Source organism: Sorangium sp. So ce375 (assembly GCF_051473855.1).
Taxonomy (GTDB): domain Bacteria; phylum Myxococcota_A; class Polyangia; order Polyangiales; family Polyangiaceae; genus Sorangium.
In genome coordinates this window covers 9,733,355-9,758,637 of the sequence record NZ_CP150335.1, presented here as the reverse complement: position 1 = coordinate 9,758,637, position 25,283 = coordinate 9,733,355, and the positions used below count along the sequence as shown (strand labels likewise).

Here is a 25,283-nt window from a genome sequence, read left to right as displayed (position 1 = left end):
GAGTTCCCCCATCCTGCTGGAACGATGGAACCGCCAAGCCGCCATAAGATGCCAAGATCTTTGGGTTTTTCTCGGTGGCCTTGGCGCGCTCGACGGTTCAAAAGACCCTGCGTTCAGCCAACGTACCCATCCCTGCCATGTGCTTGACATCGTGAAGGTTCCAAGTTTTCCTTGTTACCGCGGGGGTCAGGCACGTCGTCGACGTGTCAGGCGTCAGGCGCGCCGCCACGACGACACGTTCATCAGGCCCCCAGACGCTCCGAGCCCGGGGGGCGTCGGCGCGGTACCTCCGATACCCGCCAGATTCGTGAGGAGCCGATCTCATGATAGAGCCGTTCGTTCCCTCTGAATCGCCACAAGACCCTAGCCGCCGGTCGTCCGGGGCCAACTCCAGCATCCTGTCCATCCCCGACGTCGCGCACCTGCCGGAGCCTCAGCGCGAGACCGCCACCGCTCGCATCGTGAGCGCCCTGGCGGCTGCTGGTATCACGACGTATTTCGGTCTTCCCGGTGGGCCGGTGATGCCCGTCTTCGACGCCGTCCTCCGGTCTCCGGGCGTGACCTTGATCGAGTCGCGCCACGAGACCCACGCCGTGTTCGAGGCGATGGGCTACTGGCGCGCGACGGGGAAGGTGCCGGCGGTCGTTGTGACCTCGGGGCCCGGCGCCACGAACGTCGTAACCGGCGTCGTCGCCGCGCACCTGGAGGGCGTTCCGATGCTGCTCATCTGCGGCGACGTCGCCTGGGCGGCGTCCGGCGGGCGGCTCCTCCAGTCGCTCGGCCGCGAGGGCATCGGCTTCGAGGATATGCTCAAAAACGTCACCCGCGCGGTGGTCCGCGTGGCGCTCCCCCGCTCGGCGGCGTCCCAGGCCCTCGGGGCGCTCAGGGCGGCGACGAACCCGCTGAACCCCGGCCCTGCGCTGCTGATCGTCCCCATCGAGCACGGCGGCGCGCAGGTCGAGGTCAAGCAACGCTATGTCGAGGGCGTGCGCATGGCTGTCACGAGCCAGGTCAATGACGACATCGCGATCGAGGTCGCGAACATGCTCGCGACCGCGCAGCGCCCCCTCGTTGTCGTGGGCGCGGCGTGCCGGCGGTACGCGGGCGCGGTTCAGCGCATGATCGAGCAGCTCCGCATCCCCTTCGTGACCACGCCGCAGGGCAAGGGGATCATCAGCGAGCACCACCGCTTCTCGCTGCGCAACTTCGGAATGGCGTCTTCCTGGTGGGCGCGGCGGTACACCGCCCCGGGCGTCGACGTCGCGCTCGCGCTGGGCACGGATCTCGACGATGTTTCGGTGGGACCCACGCCGCCGATCGGCCCGGGCGGCAGCCTTGTTCACGTCGATCTCGACCCGACGGTCTTCAACCGGAACTTCCCCACCCGGCTGGGGATCAACGGAGACCTCAACCCCTTCGTCGAGCGCGTCCGCAGCCTCGCCCTCGAACTAGGGATCTCCAGCCGGAGCGCCGCGCAACTCCACGCCGAGGCGACCCAGGGCTCCCCCTTCGACTGCGAGGGCTTTCGGGGCGACGAGTCGCCGACCCTGGCGCCCCACCGCGTGATCCACGATCTCGAGGCCGCCGCCGGACCCGACGCGACGTACATCACGGACATCGGCGAGCACATGCTCTTTGCGCTCCACTATCTCACGGCCCATGGGCCGAAGAGCTTCAGCATCCACCTGGGGCTCGGGAGCATGGGCTCCGGGATCTGCTCGGCCATCGGCCATGCCATCGGCAACCCTGAGCGCCGGGTGGTGTGCATCTGTGGAGACGGCGGTATGCAGATGTCCGGGAGCGAGCTTTTGGTCGCCGCGAAGCACAAGCTCCCGATCGTGTACGCCGTGTTCAACGACGCGCGCTACAACATGGTCTATCACGGGTACAAGCAGCAGTTCGAGAACGAGGCCGCTTGGGAGACGCCGTGGGTCGACTTCGTCGGATGGGCGAGGTCGATGGGGATGCCTGGCGCGCGCATCGATCGGCCCGGGCAGATCACCAAGGAGCTGCTCGACACGCTCACGGCGCCGCGGCTCCCCGTCGTGCTGGACATCCGACACGACGCCTCGGTGCGCATCAAGGGAGCCGGGCGCGTGGAGTCGCTCCAGCAGATGTCCGCGACGCCGCCGCGCTCCGCCGGCTCGGGCTCCGCGTCGACGCGCTCCTCCCAAGCCAGGAGCGGCCCCTCGGCGGCGCACACAAAGAAGCGAACACCGTTCCCCGGCCTGTAGGGTCGCGCTCGCAGGGTACGCCGCCTGCCCGGGTGGCCTCGCGCGCTACGCGCCCTTCAGCGCCGCCGTGCAGTGCCCGCAGCGCACCGCCTTGATGGGGATGCTCATCGCGCACTCGGGGCACTCCTTCGTCGTCACCTCCTCCTCGTGCTTCCGGTGGAGCTTCCCCATGAGCCGCATCAGCATGAAGACGCAGAGGGCGACGATGAAGAAGCTCACAAGGCTGTTGATGACGACCCCGTACTGGAGGAGCACCGCGCCGGCCTTCACCATCTCCTCGGGGTTCGCGTACGGACCGGGCCCGCTCGGAGGCTTCAGGACGATGTAGTGCCGGCTGAAATCGATGCCGCCCGTCAGGAGGCCTATCGGCGGCATGATCATGTGATCCACGAGCGCCTTGACGATGTTGCCGAACGCCGCGCCGATCACGACGCCCACGGCCATGTCGACGACATTGCCACGAACCGCGAACTTCTTGAAATCCTCCCAGAACATCGCTTCCTCCGGCGTCGGGGGCTCTTGCTCTCGCGGCCGCCCGCTGTCGCCTCGCTGCAATCAGGACGTTGCCAGCCGCCTGCGCGGACCGCGCGGTGGCGCGGCCACCAGGTTCTACGCAGTCCCGCGACCAGCCAACAGCACGATCGATGCCACCGGGCTCGTCCATGCGCTCACCCCGGCTCGCCGCTCGCTTCCGCTTCCTCCGCGCGGTCTTCCCGCGGCTCGTGGGGTCGCCCGCTCCCTCGGCGCGCTCCCTGCCGCGCAGCGCGCTGCCGTCCCTCTCGGTCTCCAGCTCGCCCTGCTCCCGTCCGCTCTCGCAGCAAAGCGGGCCCCTCCCTGCGTGCAAGAGCGCCACACCTGAGGCCAACTGCGCCGCTCCACGCCGATTTCTCACACAGCGGTTCCCCGGCCCCGGGGGGCTCTCTAGGATGCGCGCCGGAGGAACCCACAGAGCCATGGACCCCGATGCCGAGGCCGCCCTGCGCTACCGCGCCAAAGCCGAGCTGCGGAAGCGCGCCCGGGCCGTCCGCAGCTCCATCCCACCCGAGGCCATCCTCGAGCGATCGCGCCGGATCCAGCGCGCGCTCGCGGAGCTGCCGGCCCTCGTCGCGGCGCGGCGGGTCGCGCTCTTCTACCCGATCGAGGGCCGCAACGAGGTCGACCTCCGGGAGCTCGATCCGGTCCTGCGCGCCCGCGGCGTCCGGGTGGCGTACCCCGCGATAGACCCCGAGTCGCGCGCCATGACCTTCCGCTTCGTCGCGGACCCCGAGGCCATGCAGGAGCGCGGCCTCGGCTTCCGCGAGCCCGACCCCGCCGACGAGGAGGCCGCTGCGCTCGACGTCATCGTCGTGCCCGCGCTCCAGATCGACCCTCGAGGGCACCGGATCGGCTATGGCGCCGGCTACTACGACAGCACCCTGCCGCGCTTCTGCCCTCCCGCGCACGGCGTCGGCGTGGTGTTCGACTTCCAGCTCGTCGTCGAGGTGCCGGCAACGCCGGGGGACGTCCCGCTCGGGACCATCGTCACCGACGCGCGCGTGCTCGACGCCGAGCCGATCTAGGATGCCCAGGGGACAGGTGGAGGAGGAAAGCGCGAGCGGCAGGTCCGTCCTCTTCGCGGCCATCGCCTCGGGCGCGATGATCGCCCAGCAGGTCGCCGGCCGGGCGACCCGGGACGCCCTCTTCCTCGCCAGCTTCGGCGCCGCCGACCTCCCCAAGGTCATGGCCGCCGGCGCGGCGCTGTCGTTCGTCGCCGTCCTGCTGCTCTCGCGCGCCCTCCTCCAGCTCTCCCCCGCGCGCGTCGTCCCTGCCACCTTCACCGCGAGCTCCGTCCTCCTCGCCCTGGAGTGGGCCCTCGCCCGGCGCGCGCCCGGCGCCGCTGCCCTCGTCTTCTACCTGCACATCGCCGTCTTCGGCGCGACCCTCATCTCCGCCTTCTGGTCGCTCGTCAACGAGCGCTTCGACCCCCACACCGCGCGCCACTCGATGGGGCGCATCGCGGGCGGCGGGACCCTGGGCGGCGTGATCGGCGGCCTGTTCGCCTGGCGCGCCGGCCACCTCATCGACGCCCCGACGATGCTCCTCGCCCTTGCCGCGGCGAGCGCGCTCACCGCGTGGGCCACCCACCACCTGGGCGCCGGCCTTACGCACGCGAGCGCCGCCGGCGCCGCCGGCGCGGCGGCGCGCACCGAGGTTGGGGCGGCGACCCAGGTTGGGGCGGCGACCCAGGTTGGGGCGGCGACCCAGGTTGAGGCGGCGACCCAGGTTGGGGCGGCGACCCAGGTTGGGGCGGCGACCCAGGTTGAGGCGGCGACCCAGGTTGAGGCGGCGACCCAGGTTGAGGCGGCGACCCAGGTTGGGGCGGCGGCGCACACCGAGGTTGGCACCGGCGGATGGGGGCTCGCCGCGCTGCGCGACAGCAGCCACCTGCGCGACCTCGGCCTGCTCGTCGGGCTCGGCGCCGTGAGCGCCGCGCTGTTCGACGTGGCCCTCAGCGCCGAAGCAGCCGCCGCCATGAGCGACCGCAACGCGCTGCTCTCGTTCTTCGCGCTCTTCCACCTCTCGGTCAGCCTGCTCTCGTTCCTCGTTCAGTCGCTCGCCGGCACCTTCTCGCTCGACCGGCTCGGGCTCGCCGCCACCATCGGCATCCTCCCGGCCGCGGTCGTCGCGAGCACGCTCTCCGTCGCCGTCGCACCGCGGCTCTGGGCCGCCTCCATCGTCCGCGCGACCGAGGCCGTGCTCCGGAACTCGCTGTTCCGGTCGGGCTACGAGCTGCTCTACACGCCCCTGCCCCCGGACCAGAAGCGGGCCATCAAGACGCTCATCGACGTCGGCTTCGACCGCATCGGCACCGCGGCGGGCAGCGGCCTGGCGATGGCCCTGCTCGTGCTCGCGCCGCACGGGTCGCTGCCGCTCCTGCTCGTTTTCGGCGCGGCGGCCGCGGGCGTCACGCTGCTCTTCACGCCGCGGTTGCACCGGGGCTACGTCGCCGCGCTCGAGGGCAGCCTGCGCTCCGGCGCCGTCTCGCTCGATCCGGCGAACGTCGTCGACGCGACCACCCGCCGCACCCTGAGCGGCGCCGTCGACGCGCTCAGCCGCGACAAGGTCCTCGCCGAGCTCGCCGCGCTCCGGAACGCGGGGGCGCGCCCCGACGCCGGGCGCGCCCCCCTCGACGGCGAGCGCGCGTCGCACCCCGGTCCGCCGCTCTCGGGCCGCCCGCCGCTCTCGGGCCGCGCGCCGCGCTCCGGTGACGCGCCGCCCTCCGGCCGGGCGCCGCTCTCCGGCAACGCACCGAGGCCTCCGGCGGGCGATCGCAGGGGCGTCGACGGGCCGCTCTCCGCGCGCGCCGCGTCGGCAGCGCTGGCGTCCGACCCGGTGCTCGCCGCCACGGCCGACCTCCGCTCCGGCGATCCCGAGCGGATCCGCCGGGCGCTCGTCCGCGAGCCGGACCCCGCGTTCGTCCCCCACCTCCTCCCGCTCCTCGAGCGCGAGGGGCTCAACTCGGAGGCAATCCGGGCGCTCCGCGCCGTCGCCTCCCGCGCCACCGGCCAGCTCCTCGACGCCCTCCTCGATCCGGCGGTGAGCGTCGCCGTCCGGCGCCGTATCCCGCGGGTGCTCCAGGCCTGTCCCACCCAGCGCGCCGCCGACGGCCTGATGCTCGGCCTCGCCGACGAGCGCTTCGAGGTGCGCTACCAGTGCGGCGTCGCGCTCGCGCGCCTCCTCCAGCAGCGCGCGCCGATCCACCTGCGGCGCGACGACGTGATCGAGGCGGCGATGCGGGAGATCGCGATCGGCCGCCGCGTGTGGGACGCCCAGCCCCCGAACGTCGCGCCGAACGCCGTGCCCCCGGTCGAGGCGCCGCTGGCCGAGCGATTGCTCGTCGAGCGGACGAGCCGCAGCCTGGAGCACGTCTTCCGCGTCCTCTCGCTCTGTCTCGAGCGTGAGCCGTTAGAGATCGCCTACAGGGCGCTCCACGCCGACGACGCCCACCTCCGCGGTACCGCGCTCGAGTACCTGGAAAACGTCCTGCCGGCGCCCATCCGCGACAGCCTCTGGCCGTACCTGGGCGCCCGCGCGCCTGCCCTCGCCGAGCCGGACGCCGTAGCGCCGCGCCTGCCCGAGCACGCGCTCGACGAGCTTCGCCGCTCCGCCGCGAGCATTCCGCGGGCGTCGATCTCCGCCGCGCGCCGGCGAAGAGAGCCACGCACGTAGAACAGGCCACGGCCCGTCGCTCCCACCGGAGCGACAAAAAGAAAAAGCGTCGCCGGGGCCCGGGGGGGGATAGGCCGCACCAGCAACGCTCGTCCATGAATTAGCAGCTCACGTGCCACCGCGAGAAGATCAAAATTCAGTGAAAATCCGCATAGATGTCCCGGGCGCACCCTCCCGGTGTTGCAGTCCTGCGATTTCACCCTTGCAGGCGAGCATCGTGTCGGGGACGTGCGCGCCGCGCTCCTTCCCATCCGCCTCCGGCACACGCGACGCAGAGCGGCGGTCTCTGGCACACGCGACGCAGAGCGGCGGTCTCCCGCACAGGAGACGGGTCCAGATCGGCGTTTTCGGCGCGGAAGCGCACTCCGGTGCGCTGAGCACCGAAAACGCCGAGATGGGCCCGTATCCGAAGCGGGTGACCGCCGCTCTAGTGGAGAGGCTCGCGGCGCTGGGCGCGCTGGTCGAGGTGCTCTGCGATGGTGAGCCGGTCGGCGTCGCTCATGACCACGAAGCGGACGGCGAGCAGGTTGTCGCGGTCCCAGACGGGGCGGGCGCGCAGCCGGATGGGGCGCCCGACGCCGAGGTCGAGCTCGAACGGGGTGACGGCCGGCAGCGCCCGGCCTGCCAGCGCGGGCGCGCGCTCGACGACCATGCCCGTGGGGGAGAGATCGATGGCGCGGCACCGGTGCCGGTGGCCATCGACGAGCGCCGAGACGGGGAAGTCGACCTGAGCGCGCGCGCCCTGCCTCCGATCCATGTGTGCCTCCTTGGGATCCTCGTGATGCGGCGAGCGTAGGTTGCGGGGCCCGCCCGGGCCAAACATCGGGCGGGCGAGCCGCGCGGTCCGCTCGCGGCGCGGGGGTGCGATCTCTGCGCGCGCGCGATCGGTGCGATATGCTGGCCCGGCGAAAGGAAGGTCTGGCGATGCCCACGTGCCGCGAATGCGATAGCGAGGTCGACGAGCTCAAGACGATCAAGGTCGGAAGCAAGAAGAAGAAGGTCTGTGAGGACTGCGCCGATCGCGCGGCGCAGGAGGGCGCGATCGCCGAGGAGAGCGAGGCGGTGGTGCAGCAGATGATGGGCTTCAAGGGCAGGCGCTGAGCGCTCTCCCGCTCGCCTACCCGCCGATTCCGGCCCATCCCCCCCGCCCGGCGAGCAGCGCGCCCACCGCGCGGACGCCCCCGATCTCCCCGTCGAACGCCGGCCCGTCGTCCCTCTCCGCGATCTCCCGCCAAATCGTGTCGCGCGCGTAGACCGCGCGCTGCGGCTCGCGACCGCGTGGACGAAGCTCACGGCGAGCAGCGCTGAAGCGGCGCTGAAGCGGCCCAGAAGAGCCGCGACCTCGCGCAGCCAGCCCTCGGCGCAGCGCTCGAGCCGGGCCTAGATCCGCTTCTTGCTTGCAACCCAGCCGTGTCGTCGAGGGATCGCGCGACCGCCACCGGGGCCCAAACGCCGCCGCCGAGGCAGTGAATGCGGGGGTTAGGTGGGCAAAGGTCGTCGATTGGCATGGATATAGGGGTCGTATTGAGCGTTTGCCAACATTTCTCGGGGGATTTCGTGTGTGTTCGAGCGAGCAAGCGACCACTTCTCTACACCTTCCTCACCTCGGCGGACGGGCTGTACATTGCGTTTCTGCATCGAAAAATTGCAACCTTGATGTGAAAAGCGGCTCAGGTGTGCGACCTGATTGGGCGTTGGTTTCGTTTTCGAAAGCATTTCGTCTTGACCCGTCGTGTTAATCCAGGAATAAGTTGTTTCACGAGAGCGCCGGTATCCGCCCCTCTGGTGCTGAATGGTCTGCACCGATGGTTCGCGGCGCGAAGGCATGCAGCGGGAGGCTCCTCTTCTGCCCCCTGATGCCTTCGCCCGTTACGGTCCTGTTCACCACAGGGGTTCGACGACGCCGGGGGAGATAAAGCCATGCATTCGATTTCTCAAGGCTTTGGGTCGCGGTCGTTTGCCGCCGGTAAGTTCATCGCCACCCTGATGGCGATGTCGATCGTCGGCGCCGGCTGCGCGCCGCTCGACGAGGACGTGACTGCAGAAGAGCTGGACGCGGAGGAGCAGGCCGCCGGTACGACGTATCAAGTCGGTCCCACGCGCACCTACAAGACCATCGGTGATGTAGCCAGCAGATTGCAGCCAGGCGATGTAGTGGAGGTCGACGGTAACGCGACGTACTCGGGCAACATCAGGCTCACGAAAAGCGGAACGCCGACATCGAAAATCACGATCCGCGGCGTGCGCTCCGGCGGGAAGCGCCCCGTCCTGAAGGGCGGCACCAACACCATCGAGGTCAATGCGAATCACGTCGTCGTCGAGGGGTTCGATGTCACGGGCGGCACGTCGAGGTGCGTCTTCCACCACGGGCACGATGTCACCATCCGTGACTCCGTGATCCACGATTGCCCGGCGCACGGGGTCCTGGGCGCCGACGGCGGTTCAGGTTCGCTGACGATGGAATACGTGGAAGTCTACAACGCCGGGGGCGGTACGACGAAGCACCCGGTCTACATCGCCACGGATGAGACCGCCTACCCGGGCTCCGTGTTCCGGATGCAGCACTGCTACGTCCACGATGCGATCGGTGGCAATGCGGTGAAGAGCCGCGCGGAGCGGAACGAGATCTATTACAACTGGATCGAGGGAGGGCTCTACAAGGACCTCGAGCTGATCGGACCCGACGGGCAGAATCCGGGGCTCAAGCGCGAGGACTCCGATGTTGTCGGCAACGTCTTCCGCAAGACGCACACGCAGTACGTGGTGCGCGTCGGCGGCGACGGCACGGGCGACACGAACGGGCGGTATCGGTTCGTGAACAACACGTTCCTGCTGATGGCGGGGTCGAGCGCGGCGATCCACCTGTTCGATGGCATCGAGAGCATCGAGCTGCACAACAACGTCTTCTATCGCGTCGGGGGCGGGAGCGTCGAGGTCTTCCGCGACGACGCGAGCTGGAAGACCGGCCGCCCGCTCATCAAGGGTGTCAACAACGCCGTGCCCACGGGCACGTCGGTGCCTTCCGGCTTCACGGGGACGCTGATCGTGAGCGATCCCGGCTTCACGGGCATCGGCAACCGCGACGTGACGCTGGCCTCGACGAGCCCGCTGCGGAACGCGGGGGTCAACTCGACGACGGGGATCTCGGGGTACGCGTTCCCGTCGCCGCTGGCGATGCCGCTGTTCCACCCGCCGAAGCGGGCGCTCCAGGCCTACGGCACCGCGGAGCGGCGGACGGCGGTGGGCACCTTCGACATCGGCGCGTTCGAGTATGGCACGGCGACCACGACGCCGACGCCCACGCCGACGACGCCGACGCCCACGCCGACGACGCCGACGCCCACGACACCCACGCCGGCGCCGGTGTGCCCGATCGTCGAGGCAAACAAATGGTTCAATATGGCGCTGCCGTCGGCCCAGCGGGGCACCTTCACGGCGTCCTGGGACGTGACGCCGAGCGCGTCGAAGATCGACGGCGTGATCGGCCTCTCGAGCGGCTCTGCGAGCACGTGGACCCATCTCGCCGCGATCGTCCTCTTCGGTGAGGATGGCAACGTCACCGTCCGGAACGGCGGTAGCTACCAGGCGCTCAGGGCGTACCCGTACACCGGCGGGACGACCTATACCGTCCGGATGGTGGTCGACGTCGTGGCGAAGCGGTACTCGGTGTACATCCAGCCGAAGGGCGGCGCCGAGGTGCAGCTCGCGAGCAACTACGCGTTCAGGTCCGAGCAGGCGAGCGCCGCGTCGCTCGCGAACTGGGCGATGACGCAGACGGTCGGTTCGGCCACGGTGTCGGCCTGTAACTTCAAGATACAGTGATCCCACGGGGGGCCGGCGCGATGAACGCCGGCGCTCCCTCGGGGGGGTCGTCCACGGGGGCCCGGCGCGAGGAGACGGCGTTCTTCGCGCGGCGCGGGGGCCCCGCCGGACTCACCTGAGACAAAGCTCCTCCGGCGAAGCCGGAGGAGCTTTGTCATTTCGGCTCGGACATCGGCCCTCCCCGCGCCGCGCGAAGAACGCCGTCTCCTCGCGCCTACGGAGGTCGAGGGGGGCGTAGGCGTTCACCAAGCTCCGCTCCCTGAGCGTGACCGAACGAGCTTGTTGAATGCCTCACGAATGCGCCGCTCGGTCACATGGCCAGAGAGGGAGTTTGGGGTGGTGCCGTGATGGGGGCGGCGCCGGGCGGCTCGGGGCCGCCCCGGAGGCTCAGGCGAGGCCGCTGCGCTGCAGCAGGGCGTCGAGGGTGGGCTCGCGGCCGCGGAAGCTCTTGTAGAGATCCATCGGGTCCTGCGTGTCGCCGAGCGCGAGGATCTGGCTCCGGAACGCGTCGCCCACCTTTCGGCTGAACAGGCCCTCTTCCTGGAAGCGGGAGAAGGCGTCGGCGTCGAGCACCTCGGCCCACTTGTACGAGTAGTAGCCCGCGGCGTAGCCCACCGGGTTCGAGAAGAGGTGCGAGAAGCCGGCGATCATCGCGTAACCCTCGGGCAGCGGGACGGGCGAGAAGCGGCCGAGGACCTCACGCGCGAACTCGACGACATCGCCGCGCTCAGCGGTCCAGTCCACGTGGAGCGCGAGGTCGATCTCGGCGAAGCCGAGCTGCCGCATCGTCACCGCGCCCGAGCGGAACGTGCGGGCCGCGCGCATCCGCTGGAGCAGGTCGTCCGGGACGGGCGCGCCCGTCTCGTGGTGGCGCGCGAAGAGGTCGAGCGCCTCCCGCTCCCAGCACCAGTTCTCCATGATCTGCGAGGGGAGTTCGACGAAGTCCCAGGCGACGTTGGTGCCGGCGAGGCTCCGGATCGGCACCCGGCTCGAGGCGTGGTGCATCATGTGGCCGAACTCGTGGAACAGCGTCTCGACCTCACGGTGGTTGAGCAGCGCGGGGCGGCCGTTGACCGGCGGGGTGAAGCTGCCCGCGAGGACGGCGAGGTGGCGCGCGTCCTCGCCGGCCGCGCGCCCGTCCTCGCCCGGCGCGCCCGTGACGAGCCCGTGCATCCAGGCGCCGTCGCGCTTCTGCTCGCGCGGCACGAAGTCGAGGTAGAAGGCGGCGCTCTGGGCGCCGCTCGGCTCGAGGAGCCGGTAGGCGCGGACGCTCGGGTGCCACGTGGGGGCGTCCTGCCAGGGCGTGATGCGCACGCCGTAGAGGCGGTGGGCGATCTCGAACAGGCCGGAGACGACGCGATCCAGCGGGAAATAGGGGCGCAGCGCCTCGTCGTCGAAATCGTAGCGGGCGCGGCGCAGCTTCTCGGCGTAGTAGGCGACGTCCCACGGCGCGAGCGGCGGCGCGTTCGGGCCCTCGATCTCGCGGCGGAAGGCGGCGAGATCCTCCTTCTCGCGGGCGAAGACCGCCTCGGTGCGCGCCCGCAGCGTGTCGACGAAGCGGCGCGCCGCGCCGCCCGTCTTCGCCATGCGGTCCTCCAGCACGAGATCGGCGAAGCTCGCGTAGCCGAGCAGCTTCGCCTTCTCGGCGCGGAGCTCGAGGATGCGGCGGATGAGCGGCCGGTTGTCGTGGTCTCCCTCGGTCGCCCGCGTGTTGAAGGCGCGGTAAAAGCGCTCGCGGATCGCGGCGTCGTCGAGGTGCGTGAGCACGGGGATGTAGCTCGGCGCCTGCAGCGTGAAGCGGTAGCCCTCGATGCCCCTGTCCTTCGCGCTCTGGCGGGCCGCCTCGACCGCGCTCGGCGGCAGGCCGGCGAGGCGGGCAGCGTCCTCGACCACGAACTCGAAGGCGTTCGTCGCGTCGAGCACGTTTTGCGAGAAGCGCAGGGTGAGCGTCGCGAGCTCGACGTCGATCTCGGAGAGGCGCTTCTTGCCCGCCGGGTCGAGCTCGGCGCCGCTCCGCCGGAAATCGTCGAGCGTCTTCTTCAAGAAGCGGCGCCGCGGGCCGGTCAGCGCCGCGGCCTCGGGCGTGGCCGCGAACGCCTTGAGCGCGCCGTAGACTCCCTCGTTGAGCGCGATGCCGCTCAGGAACTCGCTGACCTCCGGCTGGACGGCGTTGTAGGCGGTGCGCAGCGCGGGCGTGGTGGACGTCGATTCGAGGTGCGAGACGACGTTCATGGCGCGATCGAGCCGCTCGGTGACGGACTCGAGCGCGGCGAGGGTGTTGTCGTAGGTGCGGGGGCCGGGCGTCGCGACGAGCGCCTCGAGCCGGGCGCGGGCGTCCTGGAGCAGCGCGCGCACCGCGGGCTCGACGTGCTCGCTCCGGATGCGATCGAACGGGATCTCGAAGCCGAGAGTGAGCAGGGGATTGTCGGTCGCTTCGGTCATGATCGTTCCTGGTTGGGCTTGAGGGGCCGGCGGACGGGCGCGGGCCGGCGACGCTCGGCCGATCCGCGCAGCCTTCCCTTGGTAAAGGCGCCGGCGGGGATTGGCTAGTACCTCGTCGCCAAGTTCTTCCCTTGTTGCGCGGGAGGTCGCGCCGAGCCGAACGCCCGCGGGGACAGAGGCCCGCCGCGCGGAGCCCTCGAACGACTCGGGCGATCCGGCATCCGGCCCTGGTGCTGGCCGCGCGAGCCGCGGTCAACCGCGGCGAGGCGCGGTTACACGCCCAGCCACCGCGCGACCACCGTGGCGAGCACGTCCGACGTGCCCGAATGGATGCCTCCGCCGAGGGCGTCGTCCACGGCGGAGGGGAGGCCGCTCTCCTCGAGGTAGCCAGCGCCGCCGCGGAGCCGGAGATCGTCCAGCGCGAACGCCAAGGCCGAGTCCGCCGCGTGCCACTTGGCCAGCGCCGCCTCGGCCTGCCCGCGCTCGCCCTGATCCAGCGCCCATGCGGCGCGGTAGACGAGCAGCCGCGAGGTCTCCAGCCGCAGCTTCATCTGCGCGAGGCGGTGCGCGACGGCCTGGTGGCGCGCGATCGCCTGGCCGCCGATCTCGCGCTCGCGGGCGAAGCGGACGGCCTCGCCGAGGGCGCGCTCCATGGCGCCGAGGCGGAAGGCGAGGATGAGCGCGCGCTCGTAGGTCATCGCGATCTGGAAGACGGCGAGGCCGGCGCCGGCGCGGCCGAGGAGCGTGTCCTGGCCGACCTCGCAGCCGGCGAACGTGACGGGCGCGAGCCGCGCGCCCCGGAGGCCCGCGGTCGCGAGCAGCGGGCCGGGGACGACGCGCGCGGCGGCCTCGCCCTCGGCGCGGGGCACGAGCAGCGCGGTGAGGCCGCGCGCCGGGGCCGCTCCGGCGCGGCCGCCGGCGTCGCGCGCGATCGCGAGGTACACGTCGGCCCGGTCGGCCCAGGTCACGTACCGCTTCTCGCCGGTGAGCCGGTAGCCGGCGTCCGTGCGGTCGGCCCTGGCCTGCACCGACGCGACGTCCGAGCCGGCGCCGGCCTCGGTCGCGGCGACCGTCGCCATGCACGCGCCGCTCGCCATCCGCGGCAGCCACGCGCGCTGCTGCGCCGGGGTGCCCACCCGCGCGAGCAGGAGCGCCACGCCGAAGAGGTGCGCCCCCGCGGCGAGCAGGACGCCGCCGTCGCGCAGGGTCGCGCCGAGGCCCTCGTAGGCGAGCGCCGTCGTGACGAGGTCGAGGCCCTCGCCGCCGAGATCGCGGGCGATCGGCAGGCCGAGGGCGCCGCCGCGGGCGAGGACGCGCATGCGATCGTCCGGGGCCGCGGCGTCGGCCTCGGCGCCGAGGGCGCACATGCGGTCGCGGACGGCGCGCTGGGAAGGGGTCCACCCGAAATCCATCGCCGATGCGATACCAGAGCCGGCGAGGGGAGGGGAGGACGCGAGGCGGCGCGCGCCGCCCGCCCGCGCGCGGGGCTCAGTACGGACGCTGCCCGGAGAAATTGCCGGGAGGGTCGTAGTTGCACACCCAGATTTGCCAGGCGCCGCCGCCGAACGGCGAGTCGGTCGTGCAATCGGCGACCCCGCAGCCGAGCTGCAGGGAGTCGGCCCATACCACCTGGGTGTAATGGCCGCAGGTGGAGCTGCAGGCGTTGCTTGCAAGGTCGTAATTGGCGGACTCGTCGACCCACGAGGCGACAACGTCCTCCGGGGTGGGCGACGAGCCGGTCGTCGCATAGAGGTTCTCTCCATAATCGCTCGCGCTATGGGCGAACACGCACCGGGCGGCATAGGCCTGAGCCACCGCGGCGATCTCGGGCGACCACAAGAGAGGGGGCATCGGCTGATCGGCGGGTGGCTCGACGGCGGCGCGCGCCGCGTTGTGGGCCGCGGTCATCCCGGTCATCCTGGGCGGCTCGCCGGCGGCCTGGCCGCTCGCCGGGCCCTCGTCGTCGGACGAGGCGCCGCAACCGGCCGTCAGGGCGATCATGAGAGAGAGCTGAGCGAACCGGGGGGGCCGTGGGCCGAGCGTCATCACGGGGCCATTGTCCTACGGCTCGGCCGAGCTCTGCAACGGCGATTCGATGATGGCTGTGTGAACCCACGACGTGCCGTGTCATGCGTCGCCCGCTGCCCTCCCTGGACGGCCGAGTCCGGGCGTTCTCCCTGCCTTTGCCATCGATTTGAACATCAACAGATCTCGTCGTGGTTGGCTCGTATGCTGACGGGCATGGCCCTAAGGCGACGTCGAGAGGAGCAACAATTCCGCCGCATGGGCCTTGTCATGCGGGTCGATCTATGAGCTATTGTCGCGCTGCTTCGGAGGCGGCTGCCGTCCGAGCTCGGGGGCGAGCGTCCTCCCTCATGGGGTTTCACCGCTCTCCGTGGCAGCTTGGCACCAGCGGCACGCCCGACAAAGAACCAAGGAGTTTCCTGATGAATATCCGTGTGACGTGGCGAATCGCGGCATTCCCTCTGGCGCTGGCGGGGCTCGCCGTCATTCCGGCGATGGGGTGTGAAAAGGTCGCGGAGCTGCAGAGTGACGTCTGTTGTAGCGACTTCACGCCGGGCGCCGATCTCGCCACGGTGAAGTGGGGGCTCGATGGCGAGGCCGAGCTCAATTATGGTGCCTTCATGCAGTCCGTGTCGGACTTCACCGGTGCCGCGGGCGCCGTCGTGGGGGACGTGTCGAGCGCCTGTCAGGCGATCGCGCTGGATCTCGGCGCGGACGTGGCGACGATCACGGCGACGAAGCCGAGCGAGCGAGCGACGCAGTGGTGTGAGCTCGCCGTCGACATGCTCGGGGACGCGGCGGCCGGCCTGTCGTTCTCCGTCCAGCCGCCGAGCTGCACGGTCGACGCGAGCGTGCAGGCGAGCTGCGAGGCGAAGTGCACCGCCAACGTCGAGTGCCAGCTGACCCCCGCGGAGATCATCACGCGCTGCGATCCTCTTCAGCTCTCGGGTCGGTGCGAGGGAGCATGCACGGGCTCGTGCGAGGGGTCGGCCAACCTGGCTGTCAACTGCGCGGGAACGTGCGAGGGCACGTGCGAGGGCACGTGCGCCGGCGATTGCGCCGTGACGACCGACAGCGGCGAGTGCCGCGGGGCGTGCGAGGGCACCTGCACGGGCCAGTGCCGTGGCTCGTGCTCGTTCGAGGGCAGCGCGGACGTGCAGTGCAACGCCGATTGCTCGGGCACGTGCGACGTCACGTTCAAGGCGCCGAAGTGCAAGGTCGAGCTCGGGGATCCGCCGAGAGCCGAGTGCAAGGCGGAAGGGGAGTGCGGCGGCTCCTGCAAGGCGAGCGCGCGCGCGAAGGCCAGCTGCAAGGAGCCCGCGGTCAACATCGAGGGTGGGGCCGAGGCCGAGGCGGCCATCGCGACGCTCAAGGCGAACCTGCCGCGGCTCCTCGTCGTCGCTCAGGCGCGCGGCGAGCTGCTCCTCTCCAGCGCCGAGGGCGTGGCTCAGGCCGCGGGCAACATCGAGGCTACCGGCAGCGTGAAGGCGGGAGCGTGCCTCATCCCGGCCACCAATGCGATCAGGCAGGCGGTCGAGAACATCGAGGCGAGCCTCGGGGGCAGCGCCAAGGTGATAGCGAAGCTGCAGATCGGCCCCGCGGGGCCGTGAGCGCTCACCGCGGCTCCGCGCCCCTGGTCCGGGCGCGGAACGCCTCCGGCGTCACGCCGGTCCAGCGGCGGAACGCGCGGTGGAACGCGCTCGGCTCGGAATAGCCGAGCAGATACGCCACCTCGCCGATCGCCATGTCCGCATCGAGGAGCGCCGCGGCGCGGCCGCGCCGGACCTCGTCGAGCAGGGCGTGGACCGACGTCCCCTCGTCGCCGAGGCGGCGCTGGAGCGTGCGCGGGCTCATCCGCAGGCGCGCCGCGAGCGCGCCCAGGTCGGCCCCCTCGCGCAGCCGCTCGCCAAGGAGCACCCGCACGCGGTCGGACAGCGCGGGCGTCGCGGCGCCCGGCAGGCGCGCCGCGACGGCGCTCATGTGGCGCTCCAGGAACGCGGCGAGCGCCTCGTTCGCGTGCGGCAGCGGGCGGGCCAGCTCCTCCACCGGCAGGACGAGCTCGGTCGCCGGCGCCCCGAACAGCACCGGCGAGCCGAGCCGCCGCGCCTTCTCCTCCGGATCGCCCGCCGGCGCGTGGCGAAAGCGCACCGCGAGCGCCTGGATCGGGGCGCCGCACATGCGCCCGGCGTTCACGAGCGCGTCGAACGCGAACATCTCCGCGAGCTGGCCGTGGGCCGGCCGGTCGGGCCCGAAGGGCACGAACGCGAGGTGCGCGCGGCGCCCGCGGATCTCCAGCGTGTACCGCTCGCCCTCGTTCCAGATCTGCTGGTAGCGGAGCATCCGGCGGAACGACTCGCCGAGGGTCGGGCTGCTCATGGCCAGGAAGCCCAGCGCGTCGAAGTGCTCCGGCTCGAAGCGCGCCGCGAAGTCGAGGCCGAGGTGTGGATTGGAGGCGGCCGCCACGGCCGCCTCGATGAGCGCGTAGAACGCCGCGAGCGGCACGCGGGCGTCCGGATCGGCGAGCCCCGCGTCGGCGAGCCCCGCGGCCTCGAGCAGCGCCCGCCGATCGGCCCCGCGCTCCGCCGCGTGGTCCGCGAGCTGCGCGGCGGTGCGGGCCCATAGGGTCGGCGCGGGCGCCCGGGGAGCCTGGCGCCGCATGTCAGCCCTTGTGGCGCGCGCCGTCACTGCTCCCCGGCCGCGCGAGCCCCAGGCTTCCGGGCGATCGGAGGAGCATCATGCGAAAGCACGGCATCGAGGAAGGGCGCGGCGCGTTCGTCGAGGGCGCCTGGTACATCATCGCGGACGCTTCCTGTGTGGGCAAGCGGCCGGTCACCGTCGAGCGCTTCGGAGCGCGCATCGTCCTGTTCCGGGACGAGCGCGGCGCCCTGGTCGCGGCGCGGGCGCGCTGCCCTCACCGCGGCGCGGACCTCGGCCTGGGGCGGGTCGTGGACGGGGCGATCGAGTGCCCGTACCACGGCTTCCGGTTCGCCTCGGACGGGCGCTGCGTCGCGATCCCGTGCGAGGGACGCGGCGCGAGCGCGCGGGGCGCGGGCGATGCGCTCGCGCTGACCCGGTACGAGGCGCGGGAGCACCGGGGCTTCGTGTGGCTGTTTTGGGGCGAGCGGCCGGCCGAGCTGCCGCCGGTGCCCTGGTTCGACGGCCTGCCGCCGGACGAGCGGCACGCCCACACGGCGTCGATGGACTGGGATGTGCCGTTCGCGCGCGCGATGGAGGGCATGCTCGACATCCACCACCTGCCGTTCGCGCACCGCCCCTGGTCCCCCGGCGTCGGCGCGATGCTCGATCCCTGCGAGGTCCGCGTGGAGGGCGACGTCATCCACGTCGAGGCGGTGCTGCGCCACGACGACGGGGAGCCCTGGGACGGCCGCCGGGGGTGGAGGTTCGAGCTGGAGGTGCGCTTCCCGGGCGCGCTGCGCCTCTCGTTCGGGAAGCGCGTGGTGGGCATGGCGGGGTGCGCGCCGATCGACGCGGATCGGACGGCGATCGTGGGGCGGTACTACGTGCCGATCCCGGTGATCGGGCGGCTGCTTGCGTGGATCGGGTTGCGGACGGAGTTCTGGCTGATCCAGCCGGGCGATGAGCGGATGCTCGCGTCCTCGGAGCCGCGCGACGCGGATCTGGACGCGTGCCGTTTCGTGCGCGCGGACGCGGGGATCCTCGCGTGGCACAAGCTGCGGCGGGCGCGGCTGACGGCGCAGCGCTCGGGGGAGCCGCGCCGGCTGCCGGTCGAGGCGGGGTGAGGCGGGGCCGGTCCAGAGGTGAAGCGAAGCCCTCGGTGCCGGTCCAATCTCCTGCGATCGTCCGTGGGGCGGGGGTGTGGCTGCGAGGGGTGTCAGCCGCGCATCGAGGCGAGGGTCTGGACCACGAGCCGCAGGTCGTCGAGGTCGAGCGGCTTGTCGAGCACCGCGTCGGCGCCCAGACGGTAGGCTTCCGCGTGGGTCTCCGGGTCGCCGAAGGCGGTGATGAGGACCACCGGTGTTGCCCAGTCGTCGCGGCGCAGCCCGGCCAGCAGCTCGAGGCCGCTCGTGCCTGGCATCCGGATGTCGCTCACCACGACATCGATCGGGGCGCCGTCGCCGGAGGCCAGCGCCTCGCCCATCAACTCGAGGAGGTGCTTGGCGTCGCGTGCCTCCAGGACCTCGTAGCCGTCGCGGCGGAGGGAGGTGGCGAGGAGCAGCCGTAGCTCCCGGTCGTCCTCGGCGAGCAGCACGCGGACGGGGGGCGCGCCGGGGTGGACGCGCGGCACAGGCTCAGGCGCCGCATTCAGCATCGAGGCAAGACCGCGCATCGAGTCGGTGGGCATCGGGCTCTCTCCTTGATGAAGGGGCCTCCTTGCAGGCAGCGTGCCGCCCACGGCCGACCGGCGGGAACGGCCGGAACCGACCCGGGTTGGGGCGGCCGGAAAACCGACCGAGGTTGAGGTAGGCAGCCAGAACCAACCCGGGTTGGGGAAAACCGACCGAGGTTGAGGCAGCGTCGGAAAACCGACCGAGGTTGAGGTAGGCAGCCAGAACCAACCCGGGTTGGGGAAAACCGACCGAGGTTGAGGCAGCGTCGGAAAACCGACCGAGGTTGAGGTAGGCAGCCAGAACCAACCCGGGTTGGGGGGCCGGAAAACCGACCGAGGTTGATGCAGCGACCGAGGTTGATGCAGCGACCGCCGGAAAACCGACCGAGGTTGAGGTTGCCTAGGTTGAGGTTGCCTCGCGCCTCAGCCCCCCTTCGTCCCCCCGGCGCCCGGCTCCCACCGCTCCAGCTTCCGGTGCAGCGTCTTCCGGTCCAGCCCCAGGATCCTCGCCGCCAGCGTCTTGTTCCCGCCCGCCGCCTCGAGCACCCGCAGGATGTACCGCCGCTCCACCTCCTCGAGCGGCACCAGCTCGGACGGATCATCCCCCGCCACGAGCACGTGCGACGGGCGGTGCTCCCGGATCTTCGCCGGCAGGTCCTCCACCGTGATCTCCGGGTACCCCGTGAGCGCCACCGCCCGCTCCATGCAGTTCTGGATCTCCCGCACGTTGCCCGGCCACGAGTACGCGAGCAGCCGCTCGGCGGCCGCCGGCGACAGGCCGACCACCTCCTTGCCCCAGCGCGTGGCGAAGTCCTCCACGAACCGCTGCGCCAGCAGCAGCACGTCGCTGCCCCGCGCCCGCACGGGCGGCAGCTCCACGTGGAGCACGTTGATCCGGTAGTACAGGTCCTCCCGGAACCGGCGCGCCTCGACGGCCTCGTCCAGGTCGCGGTTCGTCGCCGCCACGATGCGCGCGTCGAACGGCACCTCCGCGCTCCCGCCCACCGGGCGCACCCGGCGCTCCTGGAGGGCGCGGAGCAGCTTCGGCTGCAACGCGAGCGGCAGCTCCCCGATCTCGTCGAGCAGCAGCGTCCCCCCGTTCGCCTCGACGAACAGCCCGGCACGCGCCGTACGCGCGTCGGTGAACGCCCCCCGCACGTGCCCGAAGAGCTCGCTCTCGATCAGCGACTCCGGCACCGCCGCGCAGTTGATCGCCACGAACGGCCCCCCCTTGCGGCGGCTCCGCGCGTGCAGCGCCCGCGCGACGACCTCCTTGCCCGTCCCGCTCTCGCCCGTCACGAGCACCGTCGCGTCCGCGTCGGCGATGCGCTCGATCAGGTCCTGCACGCGCCGCATCGCCGCGCTCCGGCCGATCAGGTCGGGGAACCCCCCGGGCCCGGCCACCGCGCGGCGCAGCCGCCGCACCTCGGCCTTGAGCGCGTGGTGCGCGATCGCCCGCTCCAGCGCCAGCGCCAGCGCCTCGATGTCGACCGGCTTTGTCACGTAGTCGTACGCGCCCGCGCGGATCGCCTGCACCGCGGTCTCGATGCTGCCGAACGCGGTGATCACCACGACCGGCACGTCCGGCCGGATCTCGGCCGCCCGGCCGCAGACCTCGATCCCGTCCATCCCGCGCATGTTCAGATCCGTCAGGATGACGTCGAAGCCCTCGTCCGCCTCGAGCAGCGCGAGCGCCTCCGCCGGTGAGGTCCGCGTCGTCGCCTCGACGCCGCGCGAGCGCAGGTCCGCCGAGAGCCACGCGCACATCGCCTCGTCATCGTCGATGATAAGCGCTCTCCTGCCCATCTTTCCTCGATGGCGCGCGCGCGCCCGCCATCTCTCCTCGATCGTTCGCGTAGTACAGCGCCTCGCCCGCGGCCAGCCGCGGTGAGGCGCCCGCCCCGTCCGGCGCGCCCCGGCCCGCCCTCAGCCCACCCTCAGCCCACGGCCGCCGGCCTCGCGTCATCCTGCCCGCTCGGCGCGAGGTACACCGTGAACGTCGAGCCCTTGCCGAGGTCGCTCTCCACGCCGATCCAGCCCCCGTGCTCGCGCACGATCCCGTAGGACACGCTCAGCCCGAGGCCGGTGCCCTCGCCGACGTCCTTCGTGGTGAAGAACGGCTCGAAGATGCGCGGGATGTTCTCGGGCGCGACCCCCTCGCCGCCGTCGGTCACCCGGATGGCGACGTGCTCGCCCTCGGCGCCGCCGTGGTCGGCCGGCGGCCGCGCGCGGGCGCGCTCCACCCGCACGGTGAGCTCGCCGCCCCGCTTCATCGACTGCATGCCGTTCATCACGAGGTTCGTGAGCACCTGCTGCATCTGCCCCGTGTCCACCTCGGCGCGCGCCAGACCGGCGTCCGCCTCGTCGAGGCGGAGCGTCACGCCCCGCTTGCGGGCGAGGGGCTCCAGCAGCGCCAGCGTCTGGCGCGCGATGTGCGCGATATCGGCCGGCGCCTTCTGCGCCACCCGGCGGCGCGCGAAGTCGAGCAGCTGCCGGATGATCTTCGTCATCCGGTCCGCCTGCTCGGCGATGATGCGCGCGCTCTCCGCCACCTCCTCCTGCGGCAGGCCGCGCGCGATCATCTTGGCGCGGCCGCCCACGACGTTGAGCGGCGTGCCGAGCTCGTGCGCGATGCCCGACGCCAGCTTGCCGACGGTGGTGAGCCGATCCGCGTGCCGGAGCTGCTCCAGCGCGGCGATGCGCGCGGTCGTCTCCCGGGCCGCGCGCTCGCGCGCCTCGGCCAGGTGGTCGCACATCGCGTTGATCTCGCGGGCGATCCGCCCGAGCTCGTCGCGCTGCGGCAGGAGCAGCGGCCCGCCGAGGTCGCCCTCGCCGATCCGCCGCGCCTTGTCGACGAGCCGCCGCGTCGGGCGCCCGACGAGGACCTGCCCGAAGGTCATCGCCAGGAGCCCGCTCAGCGCCGCGAGGGCCACGATGGTGGTCACCGTGTTGACCACGCTCGCATGCACGTACGCCTCTTCCTCCTCGAGCGACTCGGAGATCTCGATGGCGCCGACGCGCGAGGGCTCCACGGCGACCGGGGCGTACGTGTAGAAGCGCCCGCTCTTGTCGCCCTCGCGCTGGAGCCGGAACACCTCGGAGCCCCCCGAGAGCTCCTCGAGCTCGGCGGCGGGCAGCGCGGGCGCGAAGCGATCCCCGGCCGGCGCGTCGAGCCAGACCCAGCGGAAGCGCACGCCGTCCTCGCGCTCGTTCGCCTCGTCGAGCAGGCGGAGCGCCTCGTCCATCCCGGCTCGGCGCCACGTCTCGACCACCGCCGCGCGGAGCGCGATGCTGATGAGGTGCTCGTCGCGCCGCATGTCCGCCTCGAAGAGCGCGCGCTCGCGCCGGACGGAGAGGTAGCCGTACAGGCTCAGCACCGCGCACATGACGAGGACGAGGGCGAGGGTGAGCTTGCTGGCGAGCCGCATGGGGTCGCCGGGTAGGATGCAGGACGCAACGGAGTTCTCAAGTGCGCATCCGCGCGCCTGTCGGCCATGGGCCGCCCCGGATCTCCCCGGTGGGGCAAAACTCCCCTGGGCGGCCTCGCCGCGGGCCGCCGCGGGGCGTCACCCTCGCGCCACGTCCTCCCATGAGCCCGTCGCCGCGAGCTGCGGCGCCGGTACCGGCGCAGACCAGCGCAGCGGCACCGCGTCCTCCCTCCAGACGCCCCCGGCCACGCGGAACCGCAGGAGCCGCTGGGCGCCGGCGAAGGCCGAGAGCTCCGCCCCGTCCCAGATCACCTCGGCCTCTCCGGTCAGCGACAGCACCCCTCCGGACGCGAAGTCGACGAAGAGCACCCCGGCGCGCGGGTCGAGCGCCAGGTTGCCGAGCGTGTTGAACGCGAAATTGCCCGTGAAATCCGGCGAGGTCAGGACGGTGCGGCCGTCCTGCTCGGTCACGCGCACGAAGCCGGGCTTGCCGCCCCGGTGCGACACGTCGGCGCCCTCGATCGCGTCGCCCCCGCGCGCGAAAGGCGACGCGGTCGCGATGAAGAACGTGTCCGCGCGGCGGATCAGCGCCGCCGCGCCGGCGGACAGCGCCGCCCCTTCCGCCTGCGCCTCGCGCGGCGCGGCGGCCGCCTCGGGCTCCCTCACGAACATGGGCTCTCGCGCCTGGATGTACTGCGCGCAATTGCCGAAGCTCTGCCCGACCTCGACAACGAAGCCCCGCTCGTCGGCCGCGGTGATCGTCCCGTTCAGCCGGTTTCGACGGCGGGTCTCCAGCTGGACGCCGAGCAGGCCGACGGGCGCGCCGGCCACGAGGTGCGCGCCGAGCGGATCGCCGGCCGCTGGGCGAGCGTTCACCGCGAGCGTCCGCGGATCCGGAGATGCGATGAACCCCGGCCGCCCCGTGACGATCGAGGCCCACGGCCGGCGCTCTTCATCGAGGGCTCCGACGAGCAGAAAAGGCAGCTGCGCGAACAGCTCGCGGTGCTGGTCGGGCATGAAGTCCCGGATGATCCTGCGCCCGGCCTTCTCGGCCCGCTCGCGCGCCCCGGCGCGCGTCTGCACGGCCATCTCGCCCGGGTGATAGGGCGAGCCCTCCCTGGTCCACCCGGGCAGGGAGGTCACGAGAGCGCCCTCTTCATCGGCACGAAGCCGGGCAGCGCCTCCACGCGGGCGAGCCACGCGCGCAGGTTCCCGTACGGATCGAGCGACACGCCGCCCTCCGGCGCGTGCGCCGTGTACGTGTAGATCGCGACGTCCGCGAGGGTCGGCTCGTCGCCGGCCAGGAAGCGCTGGTTCGCGAGGTGCTGGTCGATCACCGTGAAGAGCTGCGCGGCGATCCCCCTGGCCTGCTCTGTATCCAGCTTGCGGCCGAACACGGCCGCGATGCGCGCCGCCGCGGGCCCCGACGCCAGCTGCCCGGCGGCCACGGAGAGCCACCGCTGCACGTGCGCAGCCGCCACCGGATCGCGCGGGAGCCAGCGCCCCGACGGGTCGTACCGCGTGGCCAGGTACACGAGGATCGCGTTGCTGTCGGCCAGCGTCACGTCGCCGTCCTCGATCACGGGCACCTGACCGAACGCGTTCTTCGCCAGGAACTCGGGCGCCTTGTGAGCGCCGCCCTTCAGGTCGACGTCGATCCTCTCGAACGGGAGCCGCAGCAGCGACAGGAAGAGCTCCACGCGGTGCGCGTGTCCCGAGAGCGGATGGCGGTAGAGGCGGATGGGGCTGTCAGAGAGGGGCATCGAGGTGTCCTTTCGGCTGGATGTCAGCGGGGAGCAGCGCGGCCCGCGGGGGCCTCCCCGCGCTCGCCGAGCCAGCATGCCCATTCCCGCCGCCAAGGGTAATGCTCGTCCTTGACAAGGGACCATTCCGGAAATTGGAATAATCCGATGGATCGCCTCGAATCCATGCGCGTGTTCGTCGCCGTCGCCGAGGGGGAGGGCTTCGCGCCGGCTGCGCGCCGGCTGTCCATGTCGCCGCCGGCGGTGACGCGGGCCATCTCCGCGCTCGAGGAGCGCATCGGCACGCGGCTCCTTCACCGCACCACGCGCGTCGTGCGCTTGACCGAGGCGGGCGCCCGGTACCTCGCGGACTGCAAGCGGATCCTGGGCGAGATCGAGGAGGCCGAGGCGTCGGCGGCCGGGTCTCACGCCGAGCTCCGGGGGCAGCTCGGCGTCACGGCGCCGGTCCTGTTCGGACGGATGTTCGTCGCGCCGGCGCTCTTCGATTTCCTGGCTCTCCATCGACGTGTGTCGGCGTGGACGCTGCTCGTCGACCGCATCGTCGACATGGTCGACGAGGGGCTCGACGTCGCCGTCCGGATTGCCCATCTGCCGGACTCGTCGCTGAGCGCGATCCGTGTCGGCTCGGTGCGGTGGGTGGTCTGCGCTTCGGCCGAGTACCTCGCCGCGCGGGGCGAGCCCAGGGCGCCGGCCGATCTGGCGCGTCACGACACCATTGCGTTCTCTTCGACGGGCTCGCCGGTGGAATGGTCGTTCGGGCCGGGCTCGCGGGTCGAGCGGGTCTCTCCGTCATCGCAGCTCCTCGCCAATACGGCCGACGTCGCCATTGCGGCGGCCGTGGCCGGGCGAGGGCTCGCGCGGGTGCTCTCGTATCAGATCGGCCCGGAGCTGCGCGCCGGGCGCCTCTCGATCGTGCTCGCTGCGCACGAGCCTCCGCCGGTCCCCATCCATGTCGTCCACCCGGAGGGCCGGCGGGCGGCGGCCAGGGTGCGCGCGTTCGTGGATTTCCTTGTCGATCGGCTCCGGTCCGAGGCGTGGCTGAGCGGCTGAG

Annotated in this window: 19 protein-coding genes; 8 read left to right on the top strand and 11 right to left on the bottom strand. The window is 71.9% G+C overall.

The features are described 5' to 3' along the window. Window positions 1-323: 323 nt before the first annotated feature. Entirely contained in the window at window positions 324-2,234 is a 1,911-nt protein-coding gene (locus tag WME90_RS36470) for a thiamine pyrophosphate-binding protein (protein ID WP_437276675.1), read from the top strand. Between the two features lie 45 nt (window positions 2,235-2,279). On the opposite strand, the gene mscL is transcribed toward WME90_RS36470, so the two are convergent. Next, on the bottom strand, window positions 2,280-2,729 hold the full coding sequence (gene mscL, locus WME90_RS36465) for a large conductance mechanosensitive channel protein MscL (RefSeq protein ID WP_437276674.1): 450 nt from the start codon (window positions 2,727-2,729) through the stop codon (window positions 2,280-2,282). Window positions 2,730-3,187: 458 nt separating this feature from the next. Here mscL and WME90_RS36460 point away from each other — a divergent pair, with 458 nt between their 5' ends. After that, the gene (locus tag WME90_RS36460; RefSeq protein ID WP_437276673.1) at window positions 3,188-3,793 is read left to right on the top strand and encodes a 5-formyltetrahydrofolate cyclo-ligase; all 606 of its coding nucleotides are present in this window, start codon (window positions 3,188-3,190) and stop codon (window positions 3,791-3,793) included. Between the two features lie 16 nt (window positions 3,794-3,809). Then, window positions 3,810-6,443, top strand: a complete 2,634-nt coding sequence (locus tag WME90_RS36455; protein ID WP_437276672.1) for a hypothetical protein — start codon at window positions 3,810-3,812, stop codon at window positions 6,441-6,443. Between the two features lie 427 nt (window positions 6,444-6,870). On the opposite strand, the gene WME90_RS36450 is transcribed toward WME90_RS36455, so the two are convergent. Beyond that, complete coding sequence (locus WME90_RS36450; protein ID WP_437276671.1) at window positions 6,871-7,200, bottom strand: PilZ domain-containing protein; 330 nt, start codon at window positions 7,198-7,200, stop codon at window positions 6,871-6,873. Between the two features lie 167 nt (window positions 7,201-7,367). Between WME90_RS36450 and WME90_RS36445 the strand changes: the two genes are divergently transcribed. After that, complete coding sequence (locus WME90_RS36445) at window positions 7,368-7,544, top strand: hypothetical protein (protein ID WP_159397796.1); 177 nt, start codon at window positions 7,368-7,370, stop codon at window positions 7,542-7,544. 819 nt (window positions 7,545-8,363) lie between these two features. After that, the gene (locus WME90_RS36440) at window positions 8,364-10,265 is read left to right on the top strand and encodes a hypothetical protein (protein WP_437276670.1); all 1,902 of its coding nucleotides are present in this window, start codon (window positions 8,364-8,366) and stop codon (window positions 10,263-10,265) included. A gap of 387 nt (window positions 10,266-10,652) precedes the next feature. On the opposite strand, the gene WME90_RS36435 is transcribed toward WME90_RS36440, so the two are convergent. From WME90_RS36435 to WME90_RS36425, 3 genes are all read right to left on the bottom strand, one after another. Then, the gene (locus tag WME90_RS36435) at window positions 10,653-12,707 is read right to left on the bottom strand and encodes a M3 family metallopeptidase (RefSeq protein WP_437276669.1); all 2,055 of its coding nucleotides are present in this window, start codon (window positions 12,705-12,707) and stop codon (window positions 10,653-10,655) included. A 272-nt stretch (window positions 12,708-12,979) separates the two neighbouring features. Then, window positions 12,980-14,119: an acyl-CoA dehydrogenase family protein gene (locus WME90_RS36430; RefSeq protein ID WP_437276668.1), complete on the bottom strand. Its 1,140-nt coding sequence runs from the start codon at window positions 14,117-14,119 to the stop codon at window positions 12,980-12,982. A 76-nt stretch (window positions 14,120-14,195) separates the two neighbouring features. Then, window positions 14,196-14,708: a CAP domain-containing protein gene (locus tag WME90_RS36425; RefSeq protein WP_437276667.1), complete on the bottom strand. Its 513-nt coding sequence runs from the start codon at window positions 14,706-14,708 to the stop codon at window positions 14,196-14,198. A 446-nt stretch (window positions 14,709-15,154) separates the two neighbouring features. Here WME90_RS36425 and WME90_RS36420 point away from each other — a divergent pair, with 446 nt between their 5' ends. Beyond that, window positions 15,155-16,342 carry a hypothetical protein gene (locus tag WME90_RS36420; protein WP_437276666.1) on the top strand — a complete coding sequence of 396 codons (1,188 nt, stop codon included), beginning with the start codon at window positions 15,155-15,157 and terminating at the stop codon, window positions 16,340-16,342. Window positions 16,343-16,346: 4 nt separating this feature from the next. Here WME90_RS36420 and WME90_RS36415 read toward each other — a convergent pair whose 3' ends face one another. Then, a complete protein-coding gene (locus tag WME90_RS36415) occupies window positions 16,347-17,390 on the bottom strand; it encodes an AraC family transcriptional regulator ligand-binding domain-containing protein (protein WP_437276665.1) in 1,044 nt (347 codons plus the stop codon). Between the two features lie 77 nt (window positions 17,391-17,467). Here WME90_RS36415 and WME90_RS36410 point away from each other — a divergent pair, with 77 nt between their 5' ends. Beyond that, window positions 17,468-18,493, top strand: coding sequence for a Rieske 2Fe-2S domain-containing protein (locus WME90_RS36410; RefSeq protein WP_437276664.1), 1,026 nt, complete (start codon window positions 17,468-17,470; stop codon window positions 18,491-18,493). A gap of 92 nt (window positions 18,494-18,585) precedes the next feature. Here the strand turns inward: WME90_RS36410 and WME90_RS36405 are convergent, their stop codons facing one another. From WME90_RS36405 to WME90_RS36385, 5 genes are all read right to left on the bottom strand, one after another. Next, window positions 18,586-19,056, bottom strand: a complete 471-nt coding sequence (locus tag WME90_RS36405) for a response regulator (RefSeq protein WP_437276663.1) — start codon at window positions 19,054-19,056, stop codon at window positions 18,586-18,588. Window positions 19,057-19,464: 408 nt separating this feature from the next. Further along, window positions 19,465-20,847, bottom strand: a complete 1,383-nt coding sequence (locus WME90_RS36400; RefSeq protein WP_437276662.1) for a sigma-54-dependent transcriptional regulator — start codon at window positions 20,845-20,847, stop codon at window positions 19,465-19,467. Window positions 20,848-20,978: 131 nt separating this feature from the next. Further along, entirely contained in the window at window positions 20,979-22,469 is a 1,491-nt protein-coding gene (locus tag WME90_RS36395; protein WP_437276661.1) for a sensor histidine kinase, read from the bottom strand. 138 nt (window positions 22,470-22,607) lie between these two features. Continuing rightward, the gene (locus WME90_RS36390) at window positions 22,608-23,612 is read right to left on the bottom strand and encodes a flavin-nucleotide-binding protein (protein ID WP_437276660.1); all 1,005 of its coding nucleotides are present in this window, start codon (window positions 23,610-23,612) and stop codon (window positions 22,608-22,610) included. Beyond that, entirely contained in the window at window positions 23,609-24,232 is a 624-nt protein-coding gene (locus WME90_RS36385) for a glutathione S-transferase family protein (protein WP_437276659.1), read from the bottom strand. The genes WME90_RS36390 and WME90_RS36385 overlap by 4 nt, the downstream gene beginning before the upstream one ends. A 147-nt stretch (window positions 24,233-24,379) precedes the next feature. On the opposite strand from WME90_RS36385, the gene WME90_RS36380 reads away from it, so the two are divergent. Beyond that, window positions 24,380-25,282 carry a LysR family transcriptional regulator gene (locus WME90_RS36380; RefSeq protein ID WP_437276658.1) on the top strand — a complete coding sequence of 301 codons (903 nt, stop codon included), beginning with the start codon at window positions 24,380-24,382 and terminating at the stop codon, window positions 25,280-25,282. Window position 25,283: the final 1 nt, after the last annotated feature.

Excerpts from the sequence above, each read along its gene's own strand:
- WME90_RS36440 (WP_437276670.1), top strand. The coding sequence starts at position 8,364 with ATGCATTCGATTTCTCAAGGCTTTGGGTCGCGGTCGTTTGCCGCCGGT.
- WME90_RS36385 (WP_437276659.1), bottom strand. The coding sequence starts at position 24,232 with ATGCCCCTCTCTGACAGCCCCATCCGCCTCTACCGCCATCCGCTCTCG.
- WME90_RS36425 (WP_437276667.1), bottom strand. The coding sequence starts at position 14,708 with ATGATCGCCCTGACGGCCGGTTGCGGCGCCTCGTCCGACGACGAGGGC.
- WME90_RS36400 (WP_437276662.1), bottom strand. The coding sequence starts at position 20,847 with ATGGGCAGGAGAGCGCTTATCATCGACGATGACGAGGCGATGTGCGCG.
- WME90_RS36445 (WP_159397796.1), top strand. The coding sequence starts at position 7,368 with ATGCCCACGTGCCGCGAATGCGATAGCGAGGTCGACGAGCTCAAGACG.
- WME90_RS36460 (WP_437276673.1), top strand. The coding sequence starts at position 3,188 with ATGGACCCCGATGCCGAGGCCGCCCTGCGCTACCGCGCCAAAGCCGAG.
- WME90_RS36395 (WP_437276661.1), bottom strand. The coding sequence starts at position 22,469 with ATGCGGCTCGCCAGCAAGCTCACCCTCGCCCTCGTCCTCGTCATGTGC.
- WME90_RS36430 (WP_437276668.1), bottom strand. The coding sequence starts at position 14,119 with ATGGATTTCGGGTGGACCCCTTCCCAGCGCGCCGTCCGCGACCGCATG.
- WME90_RS36435 (WP_437276669.1), bottom strand. The coding sequence starts at position 12,707 with ATGACCGAAGCGACCGACAATCCCCTGCTCACTCTCGGCTTCGAGATC.
- WME90_RS36405 (WP_437276663.1), bottom strand. The coding sequence starts at position 19,056 with ATGCCCACCGACTCGATGCGCGGTCTTGCCTCGATGCTGAATGCGGCG.
- WME90_RS36450 (WP_437276671.1), bottom strand. The coding sequence starts at position 7,200 with ATGGATCGGAGGCAGGGCGCGCGCGCTCAGGTCGACTTCCCCGTCTCG.
- WME90_RS36420 (WP_437276666.1), top strand. The coding sequence starts at position 15,155 with ATGAATATCCGTGTGACGTGGCGAATCGCGGCATTCCCTCTGGCGCTG.
- WME90_RS36380 (WP_437276658.1), top strand. The coding sequence starts at position 24,380 with ATGGATCGCCTCGAATCCATGCGCGTGTTCGTCGCCGTCGCCGAGGGG.
- WME90_RS36470 (WP_437276675.1), top strand. The coding sequence starts at position 324 with ATGATAGAGCCGTTCGTTCCCTCTGAATCGCCACAAGACCCTAGCCGC.
- WME90_RS36415 (WP_437276665.1), bottom strand. The coding sequence starts at position 17,390 with ATGCGGCGCCAGGCTCCCCGGGCGCCCGCGCCGACCCTATGGGCCCGC.
- mscL (WP_437276674.1), bottom strand. The coding sequence starts at position 2,729 with ATGTTCTGGGAGGATTTCAAGAAGTTCGCGGTTCGTGGCAATGTCGTC.
- WME90_RS36410 (WP_437276664.1), top strand. The coding sequence starts at position 17,468 with ATGCGAAAGCACGGCATCGAGGAAGGGCGCGGCGCGTTCGTCGAGGGC.